A 19,155-nucleotide genomic window follows, 5' to 3' on the forward strand; every position below is an offset into this window, starting at 1 on the left:
TAGTCGGATATAGATCAGTGGCTGAGCTTGACGCCGAAGCGCAGAGCCAGTCCGAGACCGATCGCCACCAGGGTGATGTTAATGAAGGACAGTGCTGCTACCAGATCGACAGAACCACCTGCCCACAAGGAGACGATCAGCGCACCGATCACTTCAGTCCCCGGCGATAACAGATACACGCCGGTCGAATATTCACGTTCAAAAATCAGGAAAATCATCAGCCATGCGCCCAGCAGGCCGTACTTCACGAGCGGCAATGTCACATCGCGCGTGACTTGTCCGCGATTGGCACCAACGGCACGCGCAGCTTCTTCCAGCTCAGGTCCCACTTGCAGCAAGGCGCTGGAAATCAGACGCAGACCATAGGCCATCCACACGACGGTGTAAGCGATCCAGACAGAAAATATCGTTGAACGGACAGAGCGCAATTGAGGAATCAGATTATCGCTGAGCCACAAAGCGAGTGGATGCTCTATGCCTTTGAGCATACCGTCGAGCCAGCTTGGAACGAAAAGAAATACCCACAGGAATGACAGACCCGCCAGCAAGCCCGGAATCGCACGTGGCACCAATACACTGTAATCCAGCAGGCGGGTAATACCATCGGGTTTGCGATGCATGGCCAGCGCGATACCGGCGTAGCAAATGACGGCCAGCGCACCACCAATGATGCCGATGAGTACCGTATTAAAAATGCCGCGCATCAGTGAAGGTTGTTCCAGAATATCGCGGAAGTGTTGCAGCGTCAGCACGTCTGCCAGCTTCACGCCTTCCCCCCAGTACGCCACAAATGCACGCAACACAATGCCTGACAAAGGAATGATGACCGTGAAAATCAACCATGCCGCCAAAATGGCGAAGGCCAGCCATTTCCACTTACCAAGCGGCAGCGGTTTCTGACGTGAACCTTTTCCTTTGATTGATACATATTTGCTGGCCGACTTCAGTAACCAGCGCTGTACCATCACCAGCGGCATCGTGACCGCTACCAGGCAAACTGCTGCCGCAGCCATGAGATGATAAGACGGTGTGCCAAGTTTGTTGGTCAGTTTGTAGAGGTAAGTGGCGAGTACCAGATGGCCTTCAGGATCACCCAGCACCAGCACCAGACCGAATACTTCAAAGCCCAGGAAAAATACCAGCACAGCCGCAAAAGACAAGGCCGGCATAATCATCGGCAGTGATACATGCAGCGCAACCTGAAATGGTGAAGCGCCAGTGATACGCGCCGCTTCTTCCACATCTGAACCCAGACTTTTCAATGCCGAAGAGGAGTACAGATAAACATGCGGCACATGCGTTAAACCGGCAATCAGAACGATGCTGAAAAACGAATAAATATTCCACGGTTCAATACCCGTTAATTGCTTCGCCCACAACGTATAAAAGCCGACAGGTCCCATTGATACCACGTAACCGAAAGCCATCACCATAGGCGAAACAAAGATAGGAACCAGCAATAATGGCTCTATCCAGCTGCGGCCCGGCAAGTCGGTACGAATCATCAGAAATGCCAACAGGCCGCCCAGCGGTACGGCGATACCCGCCAGACCGGATGCCAGGATCAGACCGTTCCAGAACGCCTGACGAAAATCCGGGTCTTCAAAAATAAAGCGATAGGAGTCCAGTCCTAATTCTTTGACCGGAGAAAAGAAGGGGGCGTTTAAAAAACTTTGAAACAAAATCAATGACAGTGGCGTAAAAATCGCCAGTACGGTCAGTATCACAACGAGTCCGCGCGGCCAGTTGATATGTGACCATCTGCCAGACGGAGGGAGGCTCAGGGTGCTCATGGTTAGCCCTAATAAAAATTCAAAAAACGGGAGGCAGGATTGCCCGACAGAACAGTGGACACTCTCCGGCAAGTTGCGCCTGCCGGAGATGTTTCGTCCGTCTTATTTTTTACCTGCGGTTTCTTTCCATTGCTTCAGGAAAGCCAGACGTTTTGTCTGATCGAGGTATTGCAGCAAACTAGGATTGACGGGCAGAGGTTTCAATCCGGCACCGACTTTTTTGCCCAGCGCAACCGGATTGGCGTCACCTTTGACATCCGGGCGAATCGCAAACAGGTTGGCTTCGTTGGCGATGATAGTTTGTCCGCGTTTAGACAAAATATAATCCAGCCACAATTTACCTGCGTTCGGATGCTTGGCAGATTTGCTGATAAATGCGACGCGTGACAATACCAGCGTATAGTCTTTTGGCATTTGCACACCGATGGATGGGTCTTTGGCGGCGCGGGTCAGTGCGTAGGAACCGAGGATGTTATAGCCGATCAGATTTTCACCGGAAGAAATACGTTCCAGCATCGTACCGGTCGATGATTGCACGCGCACGCTGGCGTTACCAAACGCTTTTGCCAGTTCCCAGAAGTCTTTATTTTCGTGACTGTCCTGAGTAATAAACATGAAGCCGACACCAGATTTTTCGATGTCATAAGTAGTGACTTTGTTTTTGAATTTATCGAGTTTGGTATTGATCAGTTTGGCAAACTCTGCATGTGTTTTTGGTACTTCGTCTTCACTGACCAGACGTTTGTTATACACAAATACGGCGGGCTCAAATGTTGTACCGAAAGCAGAATTATTCCAGATCGCCCATTGCGGAATGCCGCTGATTTCCGGCGAGGCATATTGCAAACCATAGCCATCGGATACCAGCTTGACCTGCAAATCCATGGCCGAAGACCACAGCAAATCGGCACTGTTACCGCCGGCGGCCATTTCGGAAATATAGCGGCTGAATACTTCGGTTGAATTCATGTCGTTGTATTCGACCTGAACTTCCGGATACATCACACGAAAATCCTTGATCAGCGGTTCGACAGCCTTGGTGTCGGTTGCGCTATAGATCACGATCTTGCCTTCTTTTTTTGCAGCGTCGATGATTTTGTTGTAGTCGGCAGGGTAGCCTGCCGGTGCCTGTGCCACAGCGAGAGTGGACATGCCGAGCGTCAGTGCAGTGATGGCACTGGCAAACAGCGTTTTGGACAGTAAGAGGTTGGAATTCATTTGTCTTCTCCTTTGATGGATATTGTTGGGTATTGTCGTAATCAGAAATGAGGAATGGAAAAACTAACGTACCATGCCAAATTCTTTTGCTTGCAAGCGGTAATGCACAACGGCTCTTTCTATGTATTCCGTGAGTTCTTTTCCTGTCATGGCAAATGGATACAGCCCATGCAGGCGACGTTGTTCTTCAAAGGCCGGCGTGTTCATCGCCTGCTGAAAATAGTTGACCCATTTCTGGTAATCATGATCGCTGACCTGTGGTCCCATGTAGAGTCCGCGAATAATCGGCCAGGTGACATCAAATCCTTGTTCGTGTGCTGTTGGCACCCGTGCCAGTGCACCGGGAAGACGAGCGTCTGACAGCACTGCCAGCACGCGAATTTTGCCATCTCTGGCGTGCAGGCTGGCTTCGGAGGCATCACCTGACACGACCTGCACATGATTTGCCATCAATGCGGTAAATGATTCGCCGCCGCCTTCAAATGCGACCAGACGCATGGCTTTCGGGTCCATGCCCGCCTGCTTGGCGATTTGCGCCATTTTCAGCCAGTCCTGGCTGCCGACTGTGCCACCGGCACCAATCGCAAATTGAGCAGGATTTTTTTTAATGGCCTCGATCAGTTCGCGCAGGGTTTTATAAGGGGAATCGCTACGTACGGCGATCATGCCGTAGTCGGTACCGATGGCTGCGAGCCAGCGCACGTGACTGGTGTCGAATTTGCCAAACTTGCCTTCAGCCAGATTGAGGAGTGAGCCACCGGAGTACGCGACCAGCGTGTTCGTTTCGGCTCGGCGCTGGGTAATCACGGTATTCCAGGCAATGGCACCGACGCCGCCCGGTAGATAATTAATTTGCACTGGCTGGCGCGGTAACAATGTTTGTACCAGCTTGCAGGTCTGATCCATACCACCACCGGGTTTGGCCGGGACGATGCACTGCACCTTCTCTGCATCCGCGCCAGTCTTGCCGTTGGTTGTTAATGCGGGTGCAATGGCCCATGCCGGTATCAGCGTCAGCAGGCTGGCGATGGCGGCAGTACAAAGAGTGATGGGCTTGAGCATGATCAGAATGGGACTCCTAGAGTGACATGGATCATACCGTGACGAAACTTTCAGTCGGCTTTCAGAATCATGCGGTATGTATCCATATGTATCCGTCTATACCCGTCTGTGTTTGTCGCTTTATGTCCGGAAGATGGTCAGCGTCTTTACTGTAGCAGAAGCCGCAGCGCAATATTCTGACGCTGATAAAAAAAGCGCGTTCTGCTGTGAATATGACCGTCACGTCCGCTGTTGTTTTATGTTTGGTTTGGGTTTGCTTTCAGTTGGCTTTCAATATCGTTTCAGAGACCGATTTATCGTGTAATTTTTTAGTCGATTTTAGGCGTGATTTATGCGATTCTGTCGATCCGCAGGTCAACAGATGTAGCCGACATTCACATGTTTGTATCACATGCGTGTATCGCTTCTTTCTCGGCACCTTTGTCTTGTTATCTTGAGACCTGCATTCTCCTGATGGTATTTATCTATGCGTATTCTGTTGGTCGAAGATCATGTTGAGTTATCCCACTGGGTGGCTAAGGCCTTGCGCGATGCGCACCTGACCGTAGAGACGGCAGGGAATGGTGCGGATGCCGATGCCTTGTTGCATACGCAAGAATACGCGCTGGTGATTCTGGATCTGACTTTGCCAAAAATGGATGGGCTCGATGTGCTCAAGCGTATGCGGGCGCGTGGCAGCAAGGCACCGGTGCTGATACTGACGGCAAGAGGCGGCCTCAATGAGCGTGTACAAGGATTGAATCTGGGGGCGGATGATTATCTGCCCAAGCCTTTTGAACTGGCGGAACTGGAGGCACGGGTCAAAGCCCTGTTGCGGCGTTCTCAGGGTAACGAAGCCGTGGTGTTGCAATGCGGCGCATTGAGTTTTGATACCGTCAGCCGGCAGTTTTTTTATGATGCGGCATCACTGTCCCTGACACCGCGTGAATATGCAGTGCTCGAAGCTTTGATGACGCGCCCCGGGCAAGCTGTTTCCAAAGACAAACTATTTGATGAAGTATTTGCACTCGATGACGATGCCAATCTCGATGCGATCGAAATCTATATTCACCGATTGCGTAAGAAACTCGATAGCGTCAGCGTTGGCAAAGTGGCGATTGTGACTTTGCGCGGCATTGGCTACCTGCTGGAGGCGCGCTGATGCCGGGGAAGGACCGGCTGGGCAGCCTGCGCGGGCAGTTTCTGCGCTGGTTGCTGATTCCCTTAGTGTTGCTGGTAGCGGCGAATGCGTTTTCTGTGTATCGCAACGCACTCGATGCTGCTGATCTTGCCTACGACCGTTCCTTGTTATCCTCTGCCCGGGCATTGGCAGACCGGGTCGGTATCGTGGATGGCAAAGTGCAGGCTGATGTGCCCTATGTAGCACTGGACAGTTTCGAGACGGATACCTTGGGGCGTCTGTATTTCAAAGTCACCGGCGTGAATGGTGAATTTGTGTCTGGCTACGAAGACTTACCGGATTTACCAAAAAACGTTCCACGTTCCGATATGTACCCGGCGCTGGTGCATTTTTTTCATGCTGAATATCAGGGGCAGACAGTCCGCATTGCCGCCTTGCATCAGCCCGTCTACGACGATCGTATGCGTGGTATTGCCTTGATCGAGGTTGGCGAAACAACCGATGCCCGGCGTGGCTTATCACGCCAGATTCTGATCGATACCCTGCTGCGTCAGGCCGCACTGGTGTTGGCTGTGGCGCTGATGGTCTGGGTCGCGTTGCGGTTTGTGCTGTCGCCGATTATGCAGCTACGCAGCGACGTGGAAGCGCGTGAGCCAACCGATTTATCCGATTTTGATCCGCAACTGGTACATAAGGAAATTCGACCGCTGGTGCTGGCGATGAATGCCTATATGGCGCGTTTACAGACGCTCATCAATGGACAAAAACGGTTTATTGCCGACGCTTCGCATCAGTTGCGTACGCCCTTGACCGTTCTGAAAACGCAGGCAGAACTGGCATTGCGCGAAAACGATCCGGTCGCCATGCGGCAGATCGTGGAAAGTATTGCGCACACGACCGATGCCACAGTGCATCTGGCGAATCGTTTGCTGACACTGGCGCGTACCGGACACGGTGCGGAAGCGTCAGAACTGCAAACCCTCTCGCTGACGCAACTGGTGCGCCAGGTCTGTCTGGAACTCGCGCTGCCTGCCGTCAGAAAGCAGATTGATCTGGCGCTTGATGCCGATCACGACATCTTCATCCGTGGTCAGGCTTTACTCTTGCACGAAATGGTCAGCAATCTGCTCGATAATGCGATCCGCTATACGCCGGAAGACGGTCGTATCGTCTTGCGCGTGCAGCAGCAAGGTGAGAATGTCTTACTGGAAATTGAAGACAATGGTCCCGGCATTCCAGATACGGAACGTGAAAAAGTGTTTGAACCGTTTTATCGCTCTACCACGACCAGTGCAGTCAATCCCGGCGGCACGGGTCTTGGCCTGTGCATCGTGCGCGATATCGTCGTCTTGCACGGAGGGCAGATACTTTTACGGAATGCTACCCCAATCAATCCAATCGATACCGTCATTACAGACCACGCTGCTCCGGCTGTTGTATTACCGGGTTTGCGGGTGTCGATACTGTTTCCTGAGCAGCGCTGATCCTGTTACTATAGCCGATATATGTACTATACCCAGTATAGTATCAGTCACCGCTTCGTCGTATCACTTATAAACCATTGCTCAGGAGAACAAACATGGCAGATACTCCCCCCCTCAAGATTATTCAGGGCACAGCATTGAGCGAACAGCAAAAGAAAGATTTGCTGCATCGTCTGGCACGGATAGAAGGTCAGTTGCGCGGCGTGCAGAAACTCATCGCCAAGGCCGCCGAGCCAGCGGATTGCGAAGGCATTGCCCAGCAAATGTCTGCGGCCCGTAAAGCATTGGATCGTTCTTTCGTCACGTTGCTCACCAGTTCTGTGGTTACACACGCAGAAAAAGCAGCGACACCGGAAGAGTCCTTGCAAAGCGCCAAACAGATTGCCGCTTTGCTGGAAAAATTTGTCTGAACTTGGTTGAGCTTAGTTGAACTTAGTTGAGTCGGATCGGATTTTTATCGGATAAAAATCCGACGATCAGACGGATTGCTATATTGTCATTGCGTCGGTACGTGAATACATTATTAACGTATTGTCAGCGCACTCATGCGCTGACATGGTCATGCCAGAAAAACTCAGGCTGCCAGATGTCTGGCCTGGCGTTGCGGCAATGTCTTTGGTGTTTTTTCCTGCGTAACCGTTTTTTCGCCGCCCTGTTTATGTTGAGCTTGTCCTGCATAATCACTGGCGAGCAGCGTCGCGACTGATTCTGCACTCATCTTTTGTTCCGCATGCAGCCATTTGCCGACCAGATTGGCTAAACGATCCAGTGCGATTCTGTGCGTGGCATCGGTATTGACATAAATCCAGTCAGAAAACGCCATGAAACGTTCAAACGGATGCTCACCCAGCATCACCGGCAGCGTGTGCGCAAAGCGGCCAGAGTTGGCGACCATATCCCAATAGCGTGCAAATCGCACCAGTCTTTGCATATCCGCAAAACGAATGTCCTTGTTTGCCAGAATCGTGTACGGTGGCAGCGGATCAAATGTCAGTTGGAACGCTTCTGTATGCCGGATCAGTGGCGTACCCCGCAGACGCTTCAGAATGCCAAACTGAATTTCATGCGGGCCGAGCCCTACCAGTTTGTTAAAACCAGCGGCAAAACTTTCGATGGTTTCACCCGGCAGACCGGCGATCAGATCGACGTGTAAATGGGCATGCGAATGCTCACACAGCCAGCGGATATTTTCTGCCGCCTTGTCATTGTTTTGTTTGCGACTGATCAGGCTTTGTACGTCCGGATTAAAACTCTGAATACCGATTTCAAATTGCAAGGTGCCATCCGGGAATTGTTGTATCCCTTCTTTCAGCGCATCCGGCAAATGATCTGGTACCACCTCAAAATGGGCAAACACCGGATCGTGTGGTGCCGCTGCCAGCTTATCAAGGAAGAACTGCATAATCTTCAGACTGGTTTTGATATTCAGATTGAAGGTGCGATCGACGAATTTAAACAGTCGCGCACCGCGTTGGTACAGGCTTTCCATCTCCACCAGAAATGCATCGATATCAAAAGGCCAGGCGGTTTTGTCGAGCGCCGATAAACAGAATTCGCATTTGAACGGACAACCGCGTGATGCCTCCACATACAGCGTGCGATGGCGGATATCCTGATCGCTATAGAGTTGATATGGCAGTGTGATTTCATTCATTGGCGGTTGTTTGCCAGCATGAATTTTCATCAACGGCTGTGGCCCGTGCAGGATTTGTCCACAGAGTTCAGGAAAACTGACGTCGCCCCAGCCAGTGATCACATAGTCGGCGAGACGGACGATCTCTTGATCATTGGTTTCATGGGATACCTCAGGCCCACCTAGCACGATCACGACATCCGGCGCGACCCGTTTTAACACCGCCACTACCTGCGTGATCTCCACCACGTTCCAGATATACACGCCAAAGCCGACGATGAAAGTTTCACCCGGTGTGCGATAGCCAAGGATTTTTTCCACGATGTCGGTACTGCGCGCACCGATGACAAACTCATGCAACAGCGTTTGCGGTTGCAAGTCTCCCATATTGGCAAGCAGATAGCGCAACCCCAACGAGGCGTGGGCGTAGCGGGCATTCAGGGTGGTCAGCAGGATGGTCATGGAGTACAGCAGAAAACATGGGGAAGGCGCTATTGTACGCTGCTGCGCCCTGGTCATTACAGCGAGTGCGATGAATGCGACCCATGCAGCGATGGTCTTGATTGCGGTGACGCTGAATCTGTAAAAATGAAAAAGCCGTTGCCTGTGATAAAAGGCAACGGCGTCACAATCAATACCACACTATTGGTATGACAGACTCTGCTGTGCGAGGAACGCCAGTGTCATTGCGTTCAGGCCTGCAGATCAGTCACTGGTCAGAACTCTTCCCAGTCGTCATTGACTTTACTGCCGGAAGCCGGCTTGCCAGAGTAGCTTGATTTGGCCGCGCTGGATGCATTTGCTGTACTGGCGGCTAATGCCGGGCGTGCACTGGATTTGGTCGCCGATGGTGCTTTCGGTGGGGCTGGACGTACTTTTGCAGAGGTGCTGTGTTGTGCGCTACGTTGCGTCTCTTGTGGAGTACTGCTCTGATTGATTTTAAATACACTGACGACTTGTGCCAGATTGCTTGCCTGATCTTGCAGAGACGATGCGGCAGCAGCGGCTTGTTCGACCAGCGCTGCATTTTGCTGCGTGGTTTCATCCATGTGTGTGATTGCCATGTTGATCTGGTCGATACCGGCCGTTTGCTCCTGGCTGGCTGCCGTAATTTCGCTCACCACATCGGTCACACGGCGTACGCTTTCGACGACTTCGCGGATCGTCGCACCGGCTTCACTGACAAGTTTGCTGCCGTGATCGACTTTTTCAACAGAGTCGTCAATCAGGGTTTTGATCTCTTTGGCTGCCGAGGCGCTGCGCTGTGCCAGATTGCGGACTTCTGCTGCCACCACCGCAAAGCCGCGCCCCTGCTCACCGGCACGCGCCGCTTCAACGGCAGCATTCAGCGCCAGAATATTGGTCTGGAATGCAATTCCATCAATAACGGCAATGATATCGACGATTTTTCTGGCGGAGCCATTAATACCGTCCATGGTTTCCACCACGCGTTCTACTACTTCGCCGCCTTTGCTTGCGACTTCCGAAGCAGATACCGCCAATTGGTTGGCCTGGCGGGCGTTATCGGCGTTATGTCTGACGGTACTGGTCAATTCTTCCATTGACGATGCGGTTTCTTCCAGTGCGCCGGCTTGCTGTTCGGTACGGGCAGATAAATCCATATTGCCCGTGGCAATTTCGGTAGAGGCAGACGCAATATTATCTGTGCCGATGCGTACTTCACCCACGACTTTGAGCAAGCTGTCGTTCATGTGTTGCAGTGCCAGCATCAACTGACCCATTTCATCTTTGCCGGAGGTGTCGATTTGTACCGTCAGATCGCCACTGGCAACCGTTTCTGCCACGCTGATAGCCTTCGACAATGAACGGCTGATGCCGCGTGTGAGTATCAGACCCAGAAAAATAATACCGCCAGCAACTACGATGCTAAAACCGAAACTGATGACGTTGGCAGAAGCCTTCGCTGCCGCTGCATCGTCAGCGCCCTTTTTGCCTAAAACCGTGTTGTATTCCAGATGTGTGTCGAAGTCACTGTTTAATTTATTAGAGACAGTTAAATTGCCCATCAATAACTCTCTGCCCTCGTCCGGTTTATTTTCATAAGACAAGGCGATCACTTTTTTTCTCACCTCAACATAGTCGTTATAGCCTTTTTGTACTTCCTTTAATAAGCCGGCATCTTTCTCATCGCTGATATCGTCTTTTTCGTAGAGTGCCAGAGCGTCAAGCACTTTTTGATGTGCCGCGATGATTTTTGTTTCTATTCCTTTTTTCTGTTCAGCATCACTTGCCGCCATATGCTGCCACACCAGTACGCGGTCCAATCCAAACTGGCTTCTGGCTGTCGCTAGTGCAAGCAGGCTGGGAACAGTGTTGACGTTGGCATAATTGGCGGCATCGTACACTTTGCTCATTTGGTATCCACCGAATCCGCTTACGCCAAACAGCGCCAGAATGGCGAGGGCGAGTAGCAGATACAGACGTTTGGCTATGCTCATGTTGATCTCCAATGGCTTTTATTGATAAGAAGTATATGTCAGTGATCTGATGACGAAGATGCCGGGCCTGTTTTTTGTTTGCAGCGAGCGGCTTTGTTGCTGGTATCGCTACGATACTTTACACCGCTTATATCGAGAGCCGTACCGAAAATCCTGTCAGTCTATGCAGGCAATAAAAATTGCCTGATGTAAATTAATCATAAGTCATAACTATCCCTTGTTCCAGTGCTGCCTGTTGATTTTGCAATTGATTGCAATTCGTGTATTTATTTGTATCTGTTTGTATCTATCTTCATGGGCAACGCGTCTATAAGCCACCCACAACCATCTTGCGGTCACTCGCGAGGATGCTAAAGACCTGCGGTATGTGGGAGTGTGAATAATTTCACCACGGATTTTTGTACGTTCATCCCTGTGATTTTGCTGTTCGTCGCAAGTGCCTGGTGACTTGATGGGCGTGTGTCTACAGTGCATACATCGCACCACCACACGTCACTACGCGACGTCAACACAGGAGAACGACATGAAACAATCTACTCAAACAACACTGGTTTTTGTGTTTGGCTTGCTTGTCAGCAGCCTGTTCATGAGCCAGACCATGATCAACCAGCGTCTCGCCAGCGGCCATCATCAAGGCGTGAAGCAGGAACAGAACCAGGCACCGTATCAGGAGCAGATGCAGATTGTGACGATTGTTGCCAAAAGTATGAGCGAAGAGCAGAAAGTGGCTTACGATCAGGAATCATCCAGAATGCAAACCGTGATCATCAGCGCGAAACGTCTGAGTCCTGAGCAAAAGCTGGCAATGGATTTGCAAGCGGATCAGCAAAACAGCATCGCACGTGACACCGTCGCAACTCAGGAAGCACAGGCTGATAAGATATAAATACTGTTACATTCCTCACGGGTGGTGCAGTGTTATAGTTGTGATATCAATTCATCGTGAGAAATACATCATGTCTTTCGTTCTGGTCAATGTTGAGCGTATAAACATCGGGTCTGTAAAAAAGGGGCTATTTGCCTTAGTGGCGACCTTATTCATGATGATGTTGGCACAGTCCGCCAGCGCCGGTGCGCTGCGTGACAGATTGCTGGAGCGTCGTGCAGAACGACAGGAGCAGCAAGACAGACAGGTGACATCAGAGGCGGCAGCCGGGACCACTGAAGACGCCGGTCAGAACAGCATGAGCACTATGGATACTCATCAGTTTCAGGGGCAGAATTTACCGGCCGGTAGCCGGGTATTGCGTGATCTGCATTATGGCAATGATCCGCGTCAGACCATGGATGTGTACCTGCCACCAGCAACATCGGAACCAGGTAACAAGGCCTTGCCTGTCATCATGATGGTACATGGTGGTGCCTGGAGAACAGGAAGTAAAAATGCGGCGCATGTGGTGCAAAACAAACTCGCACGCTGGCTGCCGAAAGGTTTTATTTTTATCTCTGTGAATTACCGCATGTTGCCAGATACCTTGCCCTTGCAGCAGGCGGCAGACGTTGCAGTTGCTCTCGCCGATATTCAACAGAAGGCAGCAAGCTGGGGCGCTGACAGTACAAAAGTGATCCTCATGGGACATTCTGCCGGTGCGCATCTGGTCGCCTTGCTGGCATCTTCTCCATCACTACTGAGCGCGCATGGTGTGGTGCCGTGGTTGGGAACCGTTGCACTCGACAGCGCGGCGTATGACATAGACAAAGTCATGTCCGCACGGCATTACCGATTCTACGATCAGGCATTTGGCCGTGATCCGCAGGTCTGGCGCGCTGCGTCACCGTTCTGGCAACTGACGCAAGCTGGGTCGCCAGTGATGGCGGTCTGTTCCAGCACTCGTCCGGATCATCCCTGTTTGCAGGCACAAGCGTATGTCAGCAAAGCGCAGGGGCTGGGTATGCGTGCTGTCTTGCTGCCGCAGGCGATGAGCCATGCCGATATCAATCATCAACTGGGGTTGGACAACGACTATACGCATGCCGTAGAAAACTTCATGGGTACTCTGGATGCGTCTGTCAGGCTAAGGTTGTTGCACTGATGTCTTCGTGTGGTGATAGCGGTGACACCAAGTCTGCAGAAGGTGCGGCGAAGGAACGCGCCTGGTATGGCATACTGCGTGGACTTTATGAGTAGGAAAGAACAAGATGACGACCGAAGAACGCCTGATTGACCTGGAAATTCGCCTCAGCCGCCAGGATGATCTGGTCGATACACTCAACACCACGGTGTATCGTCAACAGAAAAAAATTGATGAGCTGGAAGCCTTGTGTACCGCCATGATTGGCCGCATACAAGAGTTGGCGATCAATGCCAGCCAGAGAAACGCAGTGATCGATGAGCGACCACCGCATTATTGAAATTGCTCTAAGACGTTTGAATACGTCTGACGCCGATAAGCTGATTGAAAATGTCGGTGACGATGACCGGAATGTCGATCTTGATGGGATTTTGATGATGAAGATGACTGCCGGATGGCATGAAATACGTGTCCATCCGGCAGTCATTCGCTTATTCAATTAAGCAGCCTCTACCGAGCTGATGCCATCATATAAGCGTCATATAAGCGCTTCCTTCTTTTGCTTCCTTCGTGCTTTATTGCTTCGGCGCGTAGTTCACAGGAATCCAGGCATATCCTTTACCTTGCTTGCTGACATAGCCAAGTCCAGGAAAAGACAGATGGGCAGCGCCAACCAGATAGGATTGTTGCGCGGCGCTGGCATAGGCTTTTTTACGCTCAGCAGCCGCTGATTTGCTGTCCGTATCAAACTGGATTGTTACCGCAGGGTTGGCAAACTGCACCGCAGCAACGTGCATCAGATCGCCCCATAACACCAGTGATTGTCCTTTGCTGTCAATTTTATAAATGCTGTGACCAGCGGTGTGGCCGTGTGCCGCAATGGCTTTGATGCCAGGCTGCAGATCGGTATCACCCTCAAACGCTTTAAACTTGCCCGCCTTGACATAAGGGTTCAGCGACGCCATTGCTCCCTGAAAAAAGCCTTTGGCTTCTGCCGGTGCTTTGTCCAGGTTTGTCTGGCTGAGCCAGAAATCAGCATCATGCTGGTCGGCGCGGATGACTGCATTTGGATAGACCATTTTTTCACCATCCATCAGGCCACCAACGTGATCAGGATGCATATGGGTGATGTAAATTTCATCGACCTGATCTGGTGTGTAGCCAGCCGCTTTCAGATTCGCCTGTAATTTACCCAGTGTCGGACCAAACAATGTGCCAGCACCGGTGTCAATCAATATCAGCTTGCTGCCTGTGTTGATCAGGTAACCGATGTTTCCAGTGGGCTGTGCTGATGCACTTTGCTCAGTGCTTGCGTGACTTGTGCTGGCTTGATATTGGTCAGTAATTTATCCACAGGAAGGGTAACGGTACCGTCCGACAGTGCCGTGATTTCAAATTCACCGAGCATGGTGCGGTAAAACCCGGGCGCTGCTGTTGTCGCCAGCGGTGCCGCTGCCAAGACGGACGCAGCAGGCAAGCCAAGTGTGGCAACAGTAGCAATAGTAGTAACAATACGGTTGCGGAGCAGATGAGGCATGTTCATCAGTTTCTTCCTTCCAGACGAGAGTAGAGCCAAATGGGCAGCTTATTATGCCTAAGTTTGGAAGGATGCGTTTTGGCAGTCCTTAGTCGAGTAAGGCATTGGTCAGCGAAGACAGATCGCCAGCCGAGTCATGGAGTATCTGTGTGAGTGTTGAGGTGTCAACGGTAAAGTCGCTGTTGTCGATCAGTGCCTGTAATTCCTCTGGGGTACGTGGGTCCAGCGGAGATGCCACGCTGGCCAGTTCATTGGCAAGCAGCAACGTATCGCCGAGTGTCTCCGGAGGTGTAGTACGAACGCCATACCACAGGGTTTCGATGGCACTGACGACGCGTTTCGGCACCATCAGTTTGCTGAGTACCGCGCGTCCGATAAAGGTCTCATGGGTTTCCAGCGGTGCGTCTTCAGATGCTGGAGCGGTGTCGCGGTCCAGCAGTGAGGGAAACTCCTCGGCACGTGACAGCAGGTAAAAACTGCCAACCTCATGCACGATGCCGGCAAACAGGGCAGATTCTGGATCAACGTGACTGACTTTACGTGCTAGCAAGTGAGCGAGTGCACCGACATGGGCTGAGTGTTGCCACATTTGCTGCATCTGGGCACGTATGGCAGGTTGGGAAACGGCGTAACTCAGTTGACGCATGGCGACTGAAGCAATCACAGAGCGCAGAGTGCTGAATCCCAGGATGGTGACCGCAGTTTTGATATTGGTAACGCCGCCGCCAAAACGACTATAAGCAACAGAATTGGCGATAGCCACGACCCGCGCTGCTATTAATGGCTCGGTGATGACCAGTTTGGCGGCCACTTCGAGACCACAATCAGGGCTGTCGAGTGCTTCCTGAATTTTGAGTGATGCGGTGACATTGGTCGGAAAGACAAGATCTCCACGGTTGGCCTGAGCGGCAATACTTTTTAAAGCGTCGGATTTGTTCATAGAAAAGGTCAGTTGCAACAAGGGCGTTCGTATTTGAAATCGCCACGCCCTTTTTTGATGCGCTGGTGCAAAAAACCTTATCCTACGCGTTAACTCTTGCTCAGTCCAAGTGCTTTCAATAATTTGCCTTTTTCATTGTCGGCGAACAAATTAGCTGGCGCTTGGGTTTGTGCTGGTTTTGCCGCTTGCGGGCGATTGGCCGCGTTGCCGAGCTTGAATGCCGACACAGTACGTGCCAGATTTTCGGCCTGTTCTTCCATGCTTTCGGCAGCAGCAGCAGCCTGTTCGACGAGCGCCGCGTTTTGCTGCGTCATTTCATCCATTTGTGTGATTGCGCGGTTGACTTCTTCGATACCGGAGCTTTGTTCCAGACCTGCCGCCGTGATTTCCGCCATGATGTCGGAGACATGTCTGACTGAACTGACAATATCGTTCATGGTTTTTCCAGCCGCGTCTACCAGCTTACCGCCTGCTTCCACTTTTTCGACAGAGTCACCAATCAGTGTTTTGATTTCTTTGGCTGCGCTGGCGCTACGCTGTGCCAGATTGCGCACTTCGGCCGCCACGACGGCAAAGCCACGCCCTTGCTCACCCGCACGGGCAGCCTCGACAGCGGCATTGAGCGCCAGAATATTTGTCTGGAAGGCAATTCCGTCAATCACGCTGATGATATCGACAATTTTGCGCGAGCTTTCGCGGATGGAATTCATGGTATCAACAACTTTGCCGACTTCTTCTCCACCTTGTACCGCAAAGCCGGAAGCTGACGTCACCAGTCCATTGGCCTGCCGCGCATTGTCTGCATTGTGGCGCACAGTTGCCGTGATTTCTTCCATCGAACTGGCAGTTTCTTCCAGTGCGCCAGCTTGTGTTTCCGTACGTGAAGACAGATCCGCATTGCCAGCCGCGATCTCACCGGCTGCGGTGGCAATGGCATCGGTACCTTGCCTGACTTCACTGACGATCTGATACAAATTGTCATTCATTTCTTTTAAGGCATTCAGCAGTTCACTGATTTCATCGGTGCCTTCCGATGTCTCCTGAAACAATAATTCACCTGCTGCCACACGTTTGGCTATCGCAACTGCATCGCGCAATGGTGTGGTGATACCACGAGTCAGGAAGACAGAAAAACCAGCGCCGATCAGCAGAATGACTAAGCCAATCGCAAACAGAGTGATGGTCAGTTGTTTGCCTTTGCTTTCGGTGGCAGCCGACATGTCTTTGGCTGCTTGATTTTGAATCTCGACCAGTTTGTTGATTTCTAATAAAGCTTTTTGCTGCAAAGGATCAATCTGTGTAGCGATCACTTTGACAGCTTCTTCGCCATTAAAATTGAGCAGCATTTTCAGCGCTTCTTTTGTCGGCACATCAATTTGTTTGTCGAAATCCACGACGATATCAGCGATCTTTTTTTCTTCGGCGTTCAGACCCAGCGCGAGTAAAGCCTTATGTGCATTCAGGAAGCGTTCACGCTGGGTTTTGACGACGACTTTTTGTTTGTCAATTTCAGCGATATCCGACTGCAAGCCGATATTCCGGATCGCCAGTCCACCTTCCAGCATGGCACTTTTCATAAGTGCTGCCTGCGTGGATTTGTTATTGGATAACTCCAGACTATCTACCATTTGCTGACGGTTACGGGCGCTGAACACGCTGTCGATAATCAGGATCAGAATCAGACTCGCCAGGATGACCCCAAAACCGACTGCCAGACGGGTTCCTATACGCAGATGACGCAGATTCATGATGATTCTCCCTGTTGAGTTCATGCCTGAACATGAATTATCTGAAAAAAATGATTTAGTAAATAAAGCTAACAGACTAATGACAAGAGAAAATCTGGAATAGCAGCGAGATTGAAATACAAGTCATGGTCGTTTTGAATGCAAAAACTGTTCCGTCGTCGATATATATTCGCATGTTCAAAAAAAGATGGCTATAGACAAAAAATCAGATGTTTTTTTAGATAGTCAATATGACCATCATCAGTAGTGTTTTTTTGTATCAATGTTTACGTTGATGAATTAGTTAAAATGGCATGACTTTTTTTATTCAATACATTGTTTGCAGCGTGAGGTTGAATCGTGCAAACAGGGAAGGATGTTCTGTCGATGCGATCACTGCTGATCATGGGATGCGTGGGATTGTTATTACTGGTGCTGTATCTGTATGCCCGCTGGCGGGCGGTTGCCAGGGCCGACTACATCCGCAGCTATATGTTCCCTAAAGGCTTACTGGAGAAGCTGCACCAGCGACGTCCCGATCTGTCGTTGAAGGATCAGCAGCTCGTTGCCAGAGCGCTACGCCAGTTCTTTTTGGTGTATCTGAAGTCCGGCTACAAACAGGTGTCTATGCCTTCGCAAGTGGTGGACGATTTATGGCACGAATTCATTCTCTATACAAAAAACTACGATGCCTTTTGCCGTAAAGCTTTTGGCCGGTATATGCATCACACGCCAGCGGCCGTATTAGGGCAGCATCAGCGCAGTAATGATGGGCTGCGACGTACATGGTGGTTTGCCTGCCTGGAAGAAAATATTAATCCACGCAACGCCACGCGTTTGCCTCTGTTGTTTGCACTGGATGGTAAATGGAATATCGCTGATGGTTTTCGCTACGAACCGGATTGCAGTGCTTTACGTAAAAACGGAGACGGCGGGGTGTATTGCGGCGGTGATTTTTCTGACGGCAGCGTCGCTCACGGATTTAGCTCAGATTCCGGCGATAGTTATTTCAGTGCCGACGGCAGTGATAGTAGTGGCAGTGGCGATAGTTCAGGGTGTAGTGGCGGTTGCAGCGGTGGCTGTGGCGGCGACTGAGTGCGGGTTCGCGGAGCGAATGGTAGATTTTCTGGCCGGGCCGAATTGTTCGCGGTAAGCCACGGGCGTGACGCCGGTATGGCGTTTGAACAGGCGTCGAAATGAACTGGGGTCGCTGTAACCGGTACGTCCGGCAACTTCTTCCAGGCTGAGTGTGGTGGTTTCCAGTAAACGTTTTGCCACATCCATTTTGATCTGTTGCGCATAACTGGCAGGCGTGGTTCCCAGCACCTGATGAAAATGTCGTATGACCGTACGTTCGCTGACCGCCAGATGATCGGCCAGTGCAGGTAGTCGGAATGGTCGTTGATGGTGCTGACGTAACCATTTTTGTGCACGCTGCACCAACGGGTCTGCGTGTGATTGACGATCCTGTTGTGTTGGTCCTATCAGTTGCATATAGGGCATTTGAGAAGCGCGGTTGGCATCAATCAGCAAGGTTTTAGCGACTCCCGCCGCGATTTCCTGTCCCGCAAACAGCTCTGTCAGGTGGTAGGCCAGATTCAGATAGGTAGAGGCTGCGCCGGAAGTAATGATGTTGTTATGCTCATGCAGCACATCGGCAAGATGCAGATGTATTTGTGGATACCGTTTTCTGAACAGGCGTTCCAGCCACCATGCTGTCGTGGCATGACCCTCATCCAGCAAACCAGCTTCTGCCAGTAAAAAACTGGCGCTGCAATTGGATGCCAGCAGACATCCTTGCTGATGCCTTTGTTTTAACAGTGGATACAGCGCCTGCATCGTTTGCAGAGTGTGAGCCACACCGCTGCTGCCCTGATCTACATAAAACCCTGGCAACAGTACGACATCGGGTCGCGCTTCGCTTTGTATGGCACCGTCGGCATGCAGATGAATATTGGCCGGCGTCAACACTGGCGCACCATCAATGGAGCGCAGGCTCCAGCTGAATAAAGCCTGACTGGCTTCTTTGTTCCGTGTAGCCCAGATGGCATTAGCAACCGCCAGCACATCCAGTGGTCCGGTCACTGCCGACGCCATGCAACCGGGATAGATCCAGACTTCAATATGAGTCATTGCATCACCTGTATGTCAGTATTTGCCTTAAAAGAGT

The 19,155-nt window shown here is 51.2% G+C and carries 17 protein-coding genes and 1 pseudogene; 9 read left to right on the forward strand and 9 right to left on the reverse strand.

The window, feature by feature from the left end; all coding sequences use genetic code 11:
- Positions 1-14: 14 nt before the first annotated feature.
- The 3 genes from ACO0LB_RS02875 to ACO0LB_RS02885 form a co-directional block, all read right to left on the reverse strand.
- A complete protein-coding gene (locus ACO0LB_RS02875; protein ID WP_423046301.1) occupies positions 15-1,793 on the reverse strand; it encodes an ABC transporter permease in 1,779 nt (592 codons plus the stop codon).
- Positions 1,794-1,895: 102 nt separating this feature from the next.
- Positions 1,896-3,011 (reverse strand): ABC transporter substrate-binding protein, encoded by a 1,116-nt coding sequence (locus tag ACO0LB_RS02880; protein WP_423046302.1) that lies wholly within the window; start codon positions 3,009-3,011, stop codon positions 1,896-1,898.
- Between the two features lie 63 nt (positions 3,012-3,074).
- A complete protein-coding gene (locus ACO0LB_RS02885) occupies positions 3,075-4,073 on the reverse strand; it encodes a tripartite tricarboxylate transporter substrate binding protein (protein ID WP_423046304.1) in 999 nt (332 codons plus the stop codon).
- A gap of 466 nt (positions 4,074-4,539) precedes the next feature.
- On the opposite strand from ACO0LB_RS02885, the gene ACO0LB_RS02890 reads away from it, so the two are divergent.
- The 3 genes from ACO0LB_RS02890 (at position 4,540) to ACO0LB_RS02900 (ending at position 7,087) form a co-directional block, all read left to right on the forward strand.
- Positions 4,540-5,214 carry a response regulator gene (locus ACO0LB_RS02890; RefSeq protein ID WP_423046306.1) on the forward strand — a complete coding sequence of 225 codons (675 nt, stop codon included), beginning with the start codon at positions 4,540-4,542 and terminating at the stop codon, positions 5,212-5,214.
- Positions 5,214-6,677, forward strand: a complete 1,464-nt coding sequence (locus ACO0LB_RS02895; protein ID WP_423046308.1) for a sensor histidine kinase — start codon at positions 5,214-5,216, stop codon at positions 6,675-6,677. The genes ACO0LB_RS02890 and ACO0LB_RS02895 overlap by 1 nt, the downstream gene beginning before the upstream one ends.
- A 95-nt stretch (positions 6,678-6,772) precedes the next feature.
- On the forward strand, positions 6,773-7,087 hold the full coding sequence (locus ACO0LB_RS02900; RefSeq protein WP_423046310.1) for a metal-sensitive transcriptional regulator: 315 nt from the start codon (positions 6,773-6,775) through the stop codon (positions 7,085-7,087).
- Positions 7,088-7,251: 164 nt separating this feature from the next.
- Here the strand turns inward: ACO0LB_RS02900 and ACO0LB_RS02905 are convergent, their stop codons facing one another.
- The gene (locus tag ACO0LB_RS02905; protein ID WP_423046312.1) at positions 7,252-8,772 is read right to left on the reverse strand and encodes a DUF4080 domain-containing protein; all 1,521 of its coding nucleotides are present in this window, start codon (positions 8,770-8,772) and stop codon (positions 7,252-7,254) included.
- Here ACO0LB_RS02905 and ACO0LB_RS02910 point away from each other — a divergent pair.
- Positions 8,771-8,896: a hypothetical protein gene (locus ACO0LB_RS02910; protein WP_423046314.1), complete on the forward strand. Its 126-nt coding sequence runs from the start codon at positions 8,771-8,773 to the stop codon at positions 8,894-8,896. The genes ACO0LB_RS02905 and ACO0LB_RS02910 overlap by 2 nt on opposite strands.
- Before the next feature lie 130 nt (positions 8,897-9,026).
- Here the strand turns inward: ACO0LB_RS02910 and ACO0LB_RS02915 are convergent, their stop codons facing one another.
- Positions 9,027-10,769: a methyl-accepting chemotaxis protein gene (locus ACO0LB_RS02915; RefSeq protein ID WP_423046316.1), complete on the reverse strand. Its 1,743-nt coding sequence runs from the start codon at positions 10,767-10,769 to the stop codon at positions 9,027-9,029.
- Between the two features lie 523 nt (positions 10,770-11,292).
- Here ACO0LB_RS02915 and ACO0LB_RS02920 point away from each other — a divergent pair.
- The 4 genes from ACO0LB_RS02920 to ACO0LB_RS02935 all read left to right on the forward strand — a co-directional run bounded on the left by ACO0LB_RS02920 (position 11,293) and on the right by ACO0LB_RS02935 (position 13,284).
- Positions 11,293-11,655: a hypothetical protein gene (locus ACO0LB_RS02920; RefSeq protein ID WP_423046318.1), complete on the forward strand. Its 363-nt coding sequence runs from the start codon at positions 11,293-11,295 to the stop codon at positions 11,653-11,655.
- Positions 11,656-11,725: 70 nt separating this feature from the next.
- Positions 11,726-12,802, forward strand: a complete 1,077-nt coding sequence (locus ACO0LB_RS02925; protein ID WP_423046320.1) for an alpha/beta hydrolase — start codon at positions 11,726-11,728, stop codon at positions 12,800-12,802.
- Positions 12,803-12,908: 106 nt separating this feature from the next.
- Positions 12,909-13,121 (forward strand): SlyX family protein, encoded by a 213-nt coding sequence (locus ACO0LB_RS02930; protein ID WP_423046322.1) that lies wholly within the window; start codon positions 12,909-12,911, stop codon positions 13,119-13,121.
- Complete coding sequence (locus tag ACO0LB_RS02935; RefSeq protein ID WP_423046323.1) at positions 13,099-13,284, forward strand: hypothetical protein; 186 nt, start codon at positions 13,099-13,101, stop codon at positions 13,282-13,284. Before ACO0LB_RS02930 ends, ACO0LB_RS02935 begins: the two co-directional genes overlap by 23 nt.
- Positions 13,285-13,356: 72 nt before the next feature.
- Here ACO0LB_RS02935 and ACO0LB_RS02940 read toward each other — a convergent pair.
- The 3 genes and pseudogenes from ACO0LB_RS02940 to ACO0LB_RS02950 form a co-directional block, all read right to left on the reverse strand.
- Positions 13,357-14,324: pseudogene (locus ACO0LB_RS02940) on the reverse strand (MBL fold metallo-hydrolase).
- A gap of 82 nt (positions 14,325-14,406) precedes the next feature.
- A complete protein-coding gene (locus ACO0LB_RS02945) occupies positions 14,407-15,258 on the reverse strand; it encodes an HDOD domain-containing protein (RefSeq protein WP_423046324.1) in 852 nt (283 codons plus the stop codon).
- An 89-nt stretch (positions 15,259-15,347) separates the two neighbouring features.
- The gene (locus ACO0LB_RS02950) at positions 15,348-17,006 is read right to left on the reverse strand and encodes a methyl-accepting chemotaxis protein (RefSeq protein ID WP_423046326.1); all 1,659 of its coding nucleotides are present in this window, start codon (positions 17,004-17,006) and stop codon (positions 15,348-15,350) included.
- A gap of 366 nt (positions 17,007-17,372) precedes the next feature.
- Here ACO0LB_RS02950 and ACO0LB_RS02955 point away from each other — a divergent pair, with 366 nt between their 5' ends.
- Positions 17,373-18,080, forward strand: a complete 708-nt coding sequence (locus tag ACO0LB_RS02955) for a glycine-rich domain-containing protein (RefSeq protein WP_423046328.1) — start codon at positions 17,373-17,375, stop codon at positions 18,078-18,080.
- On the opposite strand, the gene ACO0LB_RS02960 is transcribed toward ACO0LB_RS02955, so the two are convergent.
- Positions 18,036-19,118: a GlxA family transcriptional regulator gene (locus ACO0LB_RS02960; RefSeq protein WP_423046330.1), complete on the reverse strand. Its 1,083-nt coding sequence runs from the start codon at positions 19,116-19,118 to the stop codon at positions 18,036-18,038. The genes ACO0LB_RS02955 and ACO0LB_RS02960 overlap by 45 nt on opposite strands.
- Positions 19,119-19,155: the final 37 nt, after the last annotated feature.

Source organism: Undibacterium sp. SXout7W (genome assembly GCF_049339385.1).
Taxonomy (GTDB): Bacteria; Pseudomonadota; Gammaproteobacteria; order Burkholderiales; family Burkholderiaceae_D; genus Undibacterium.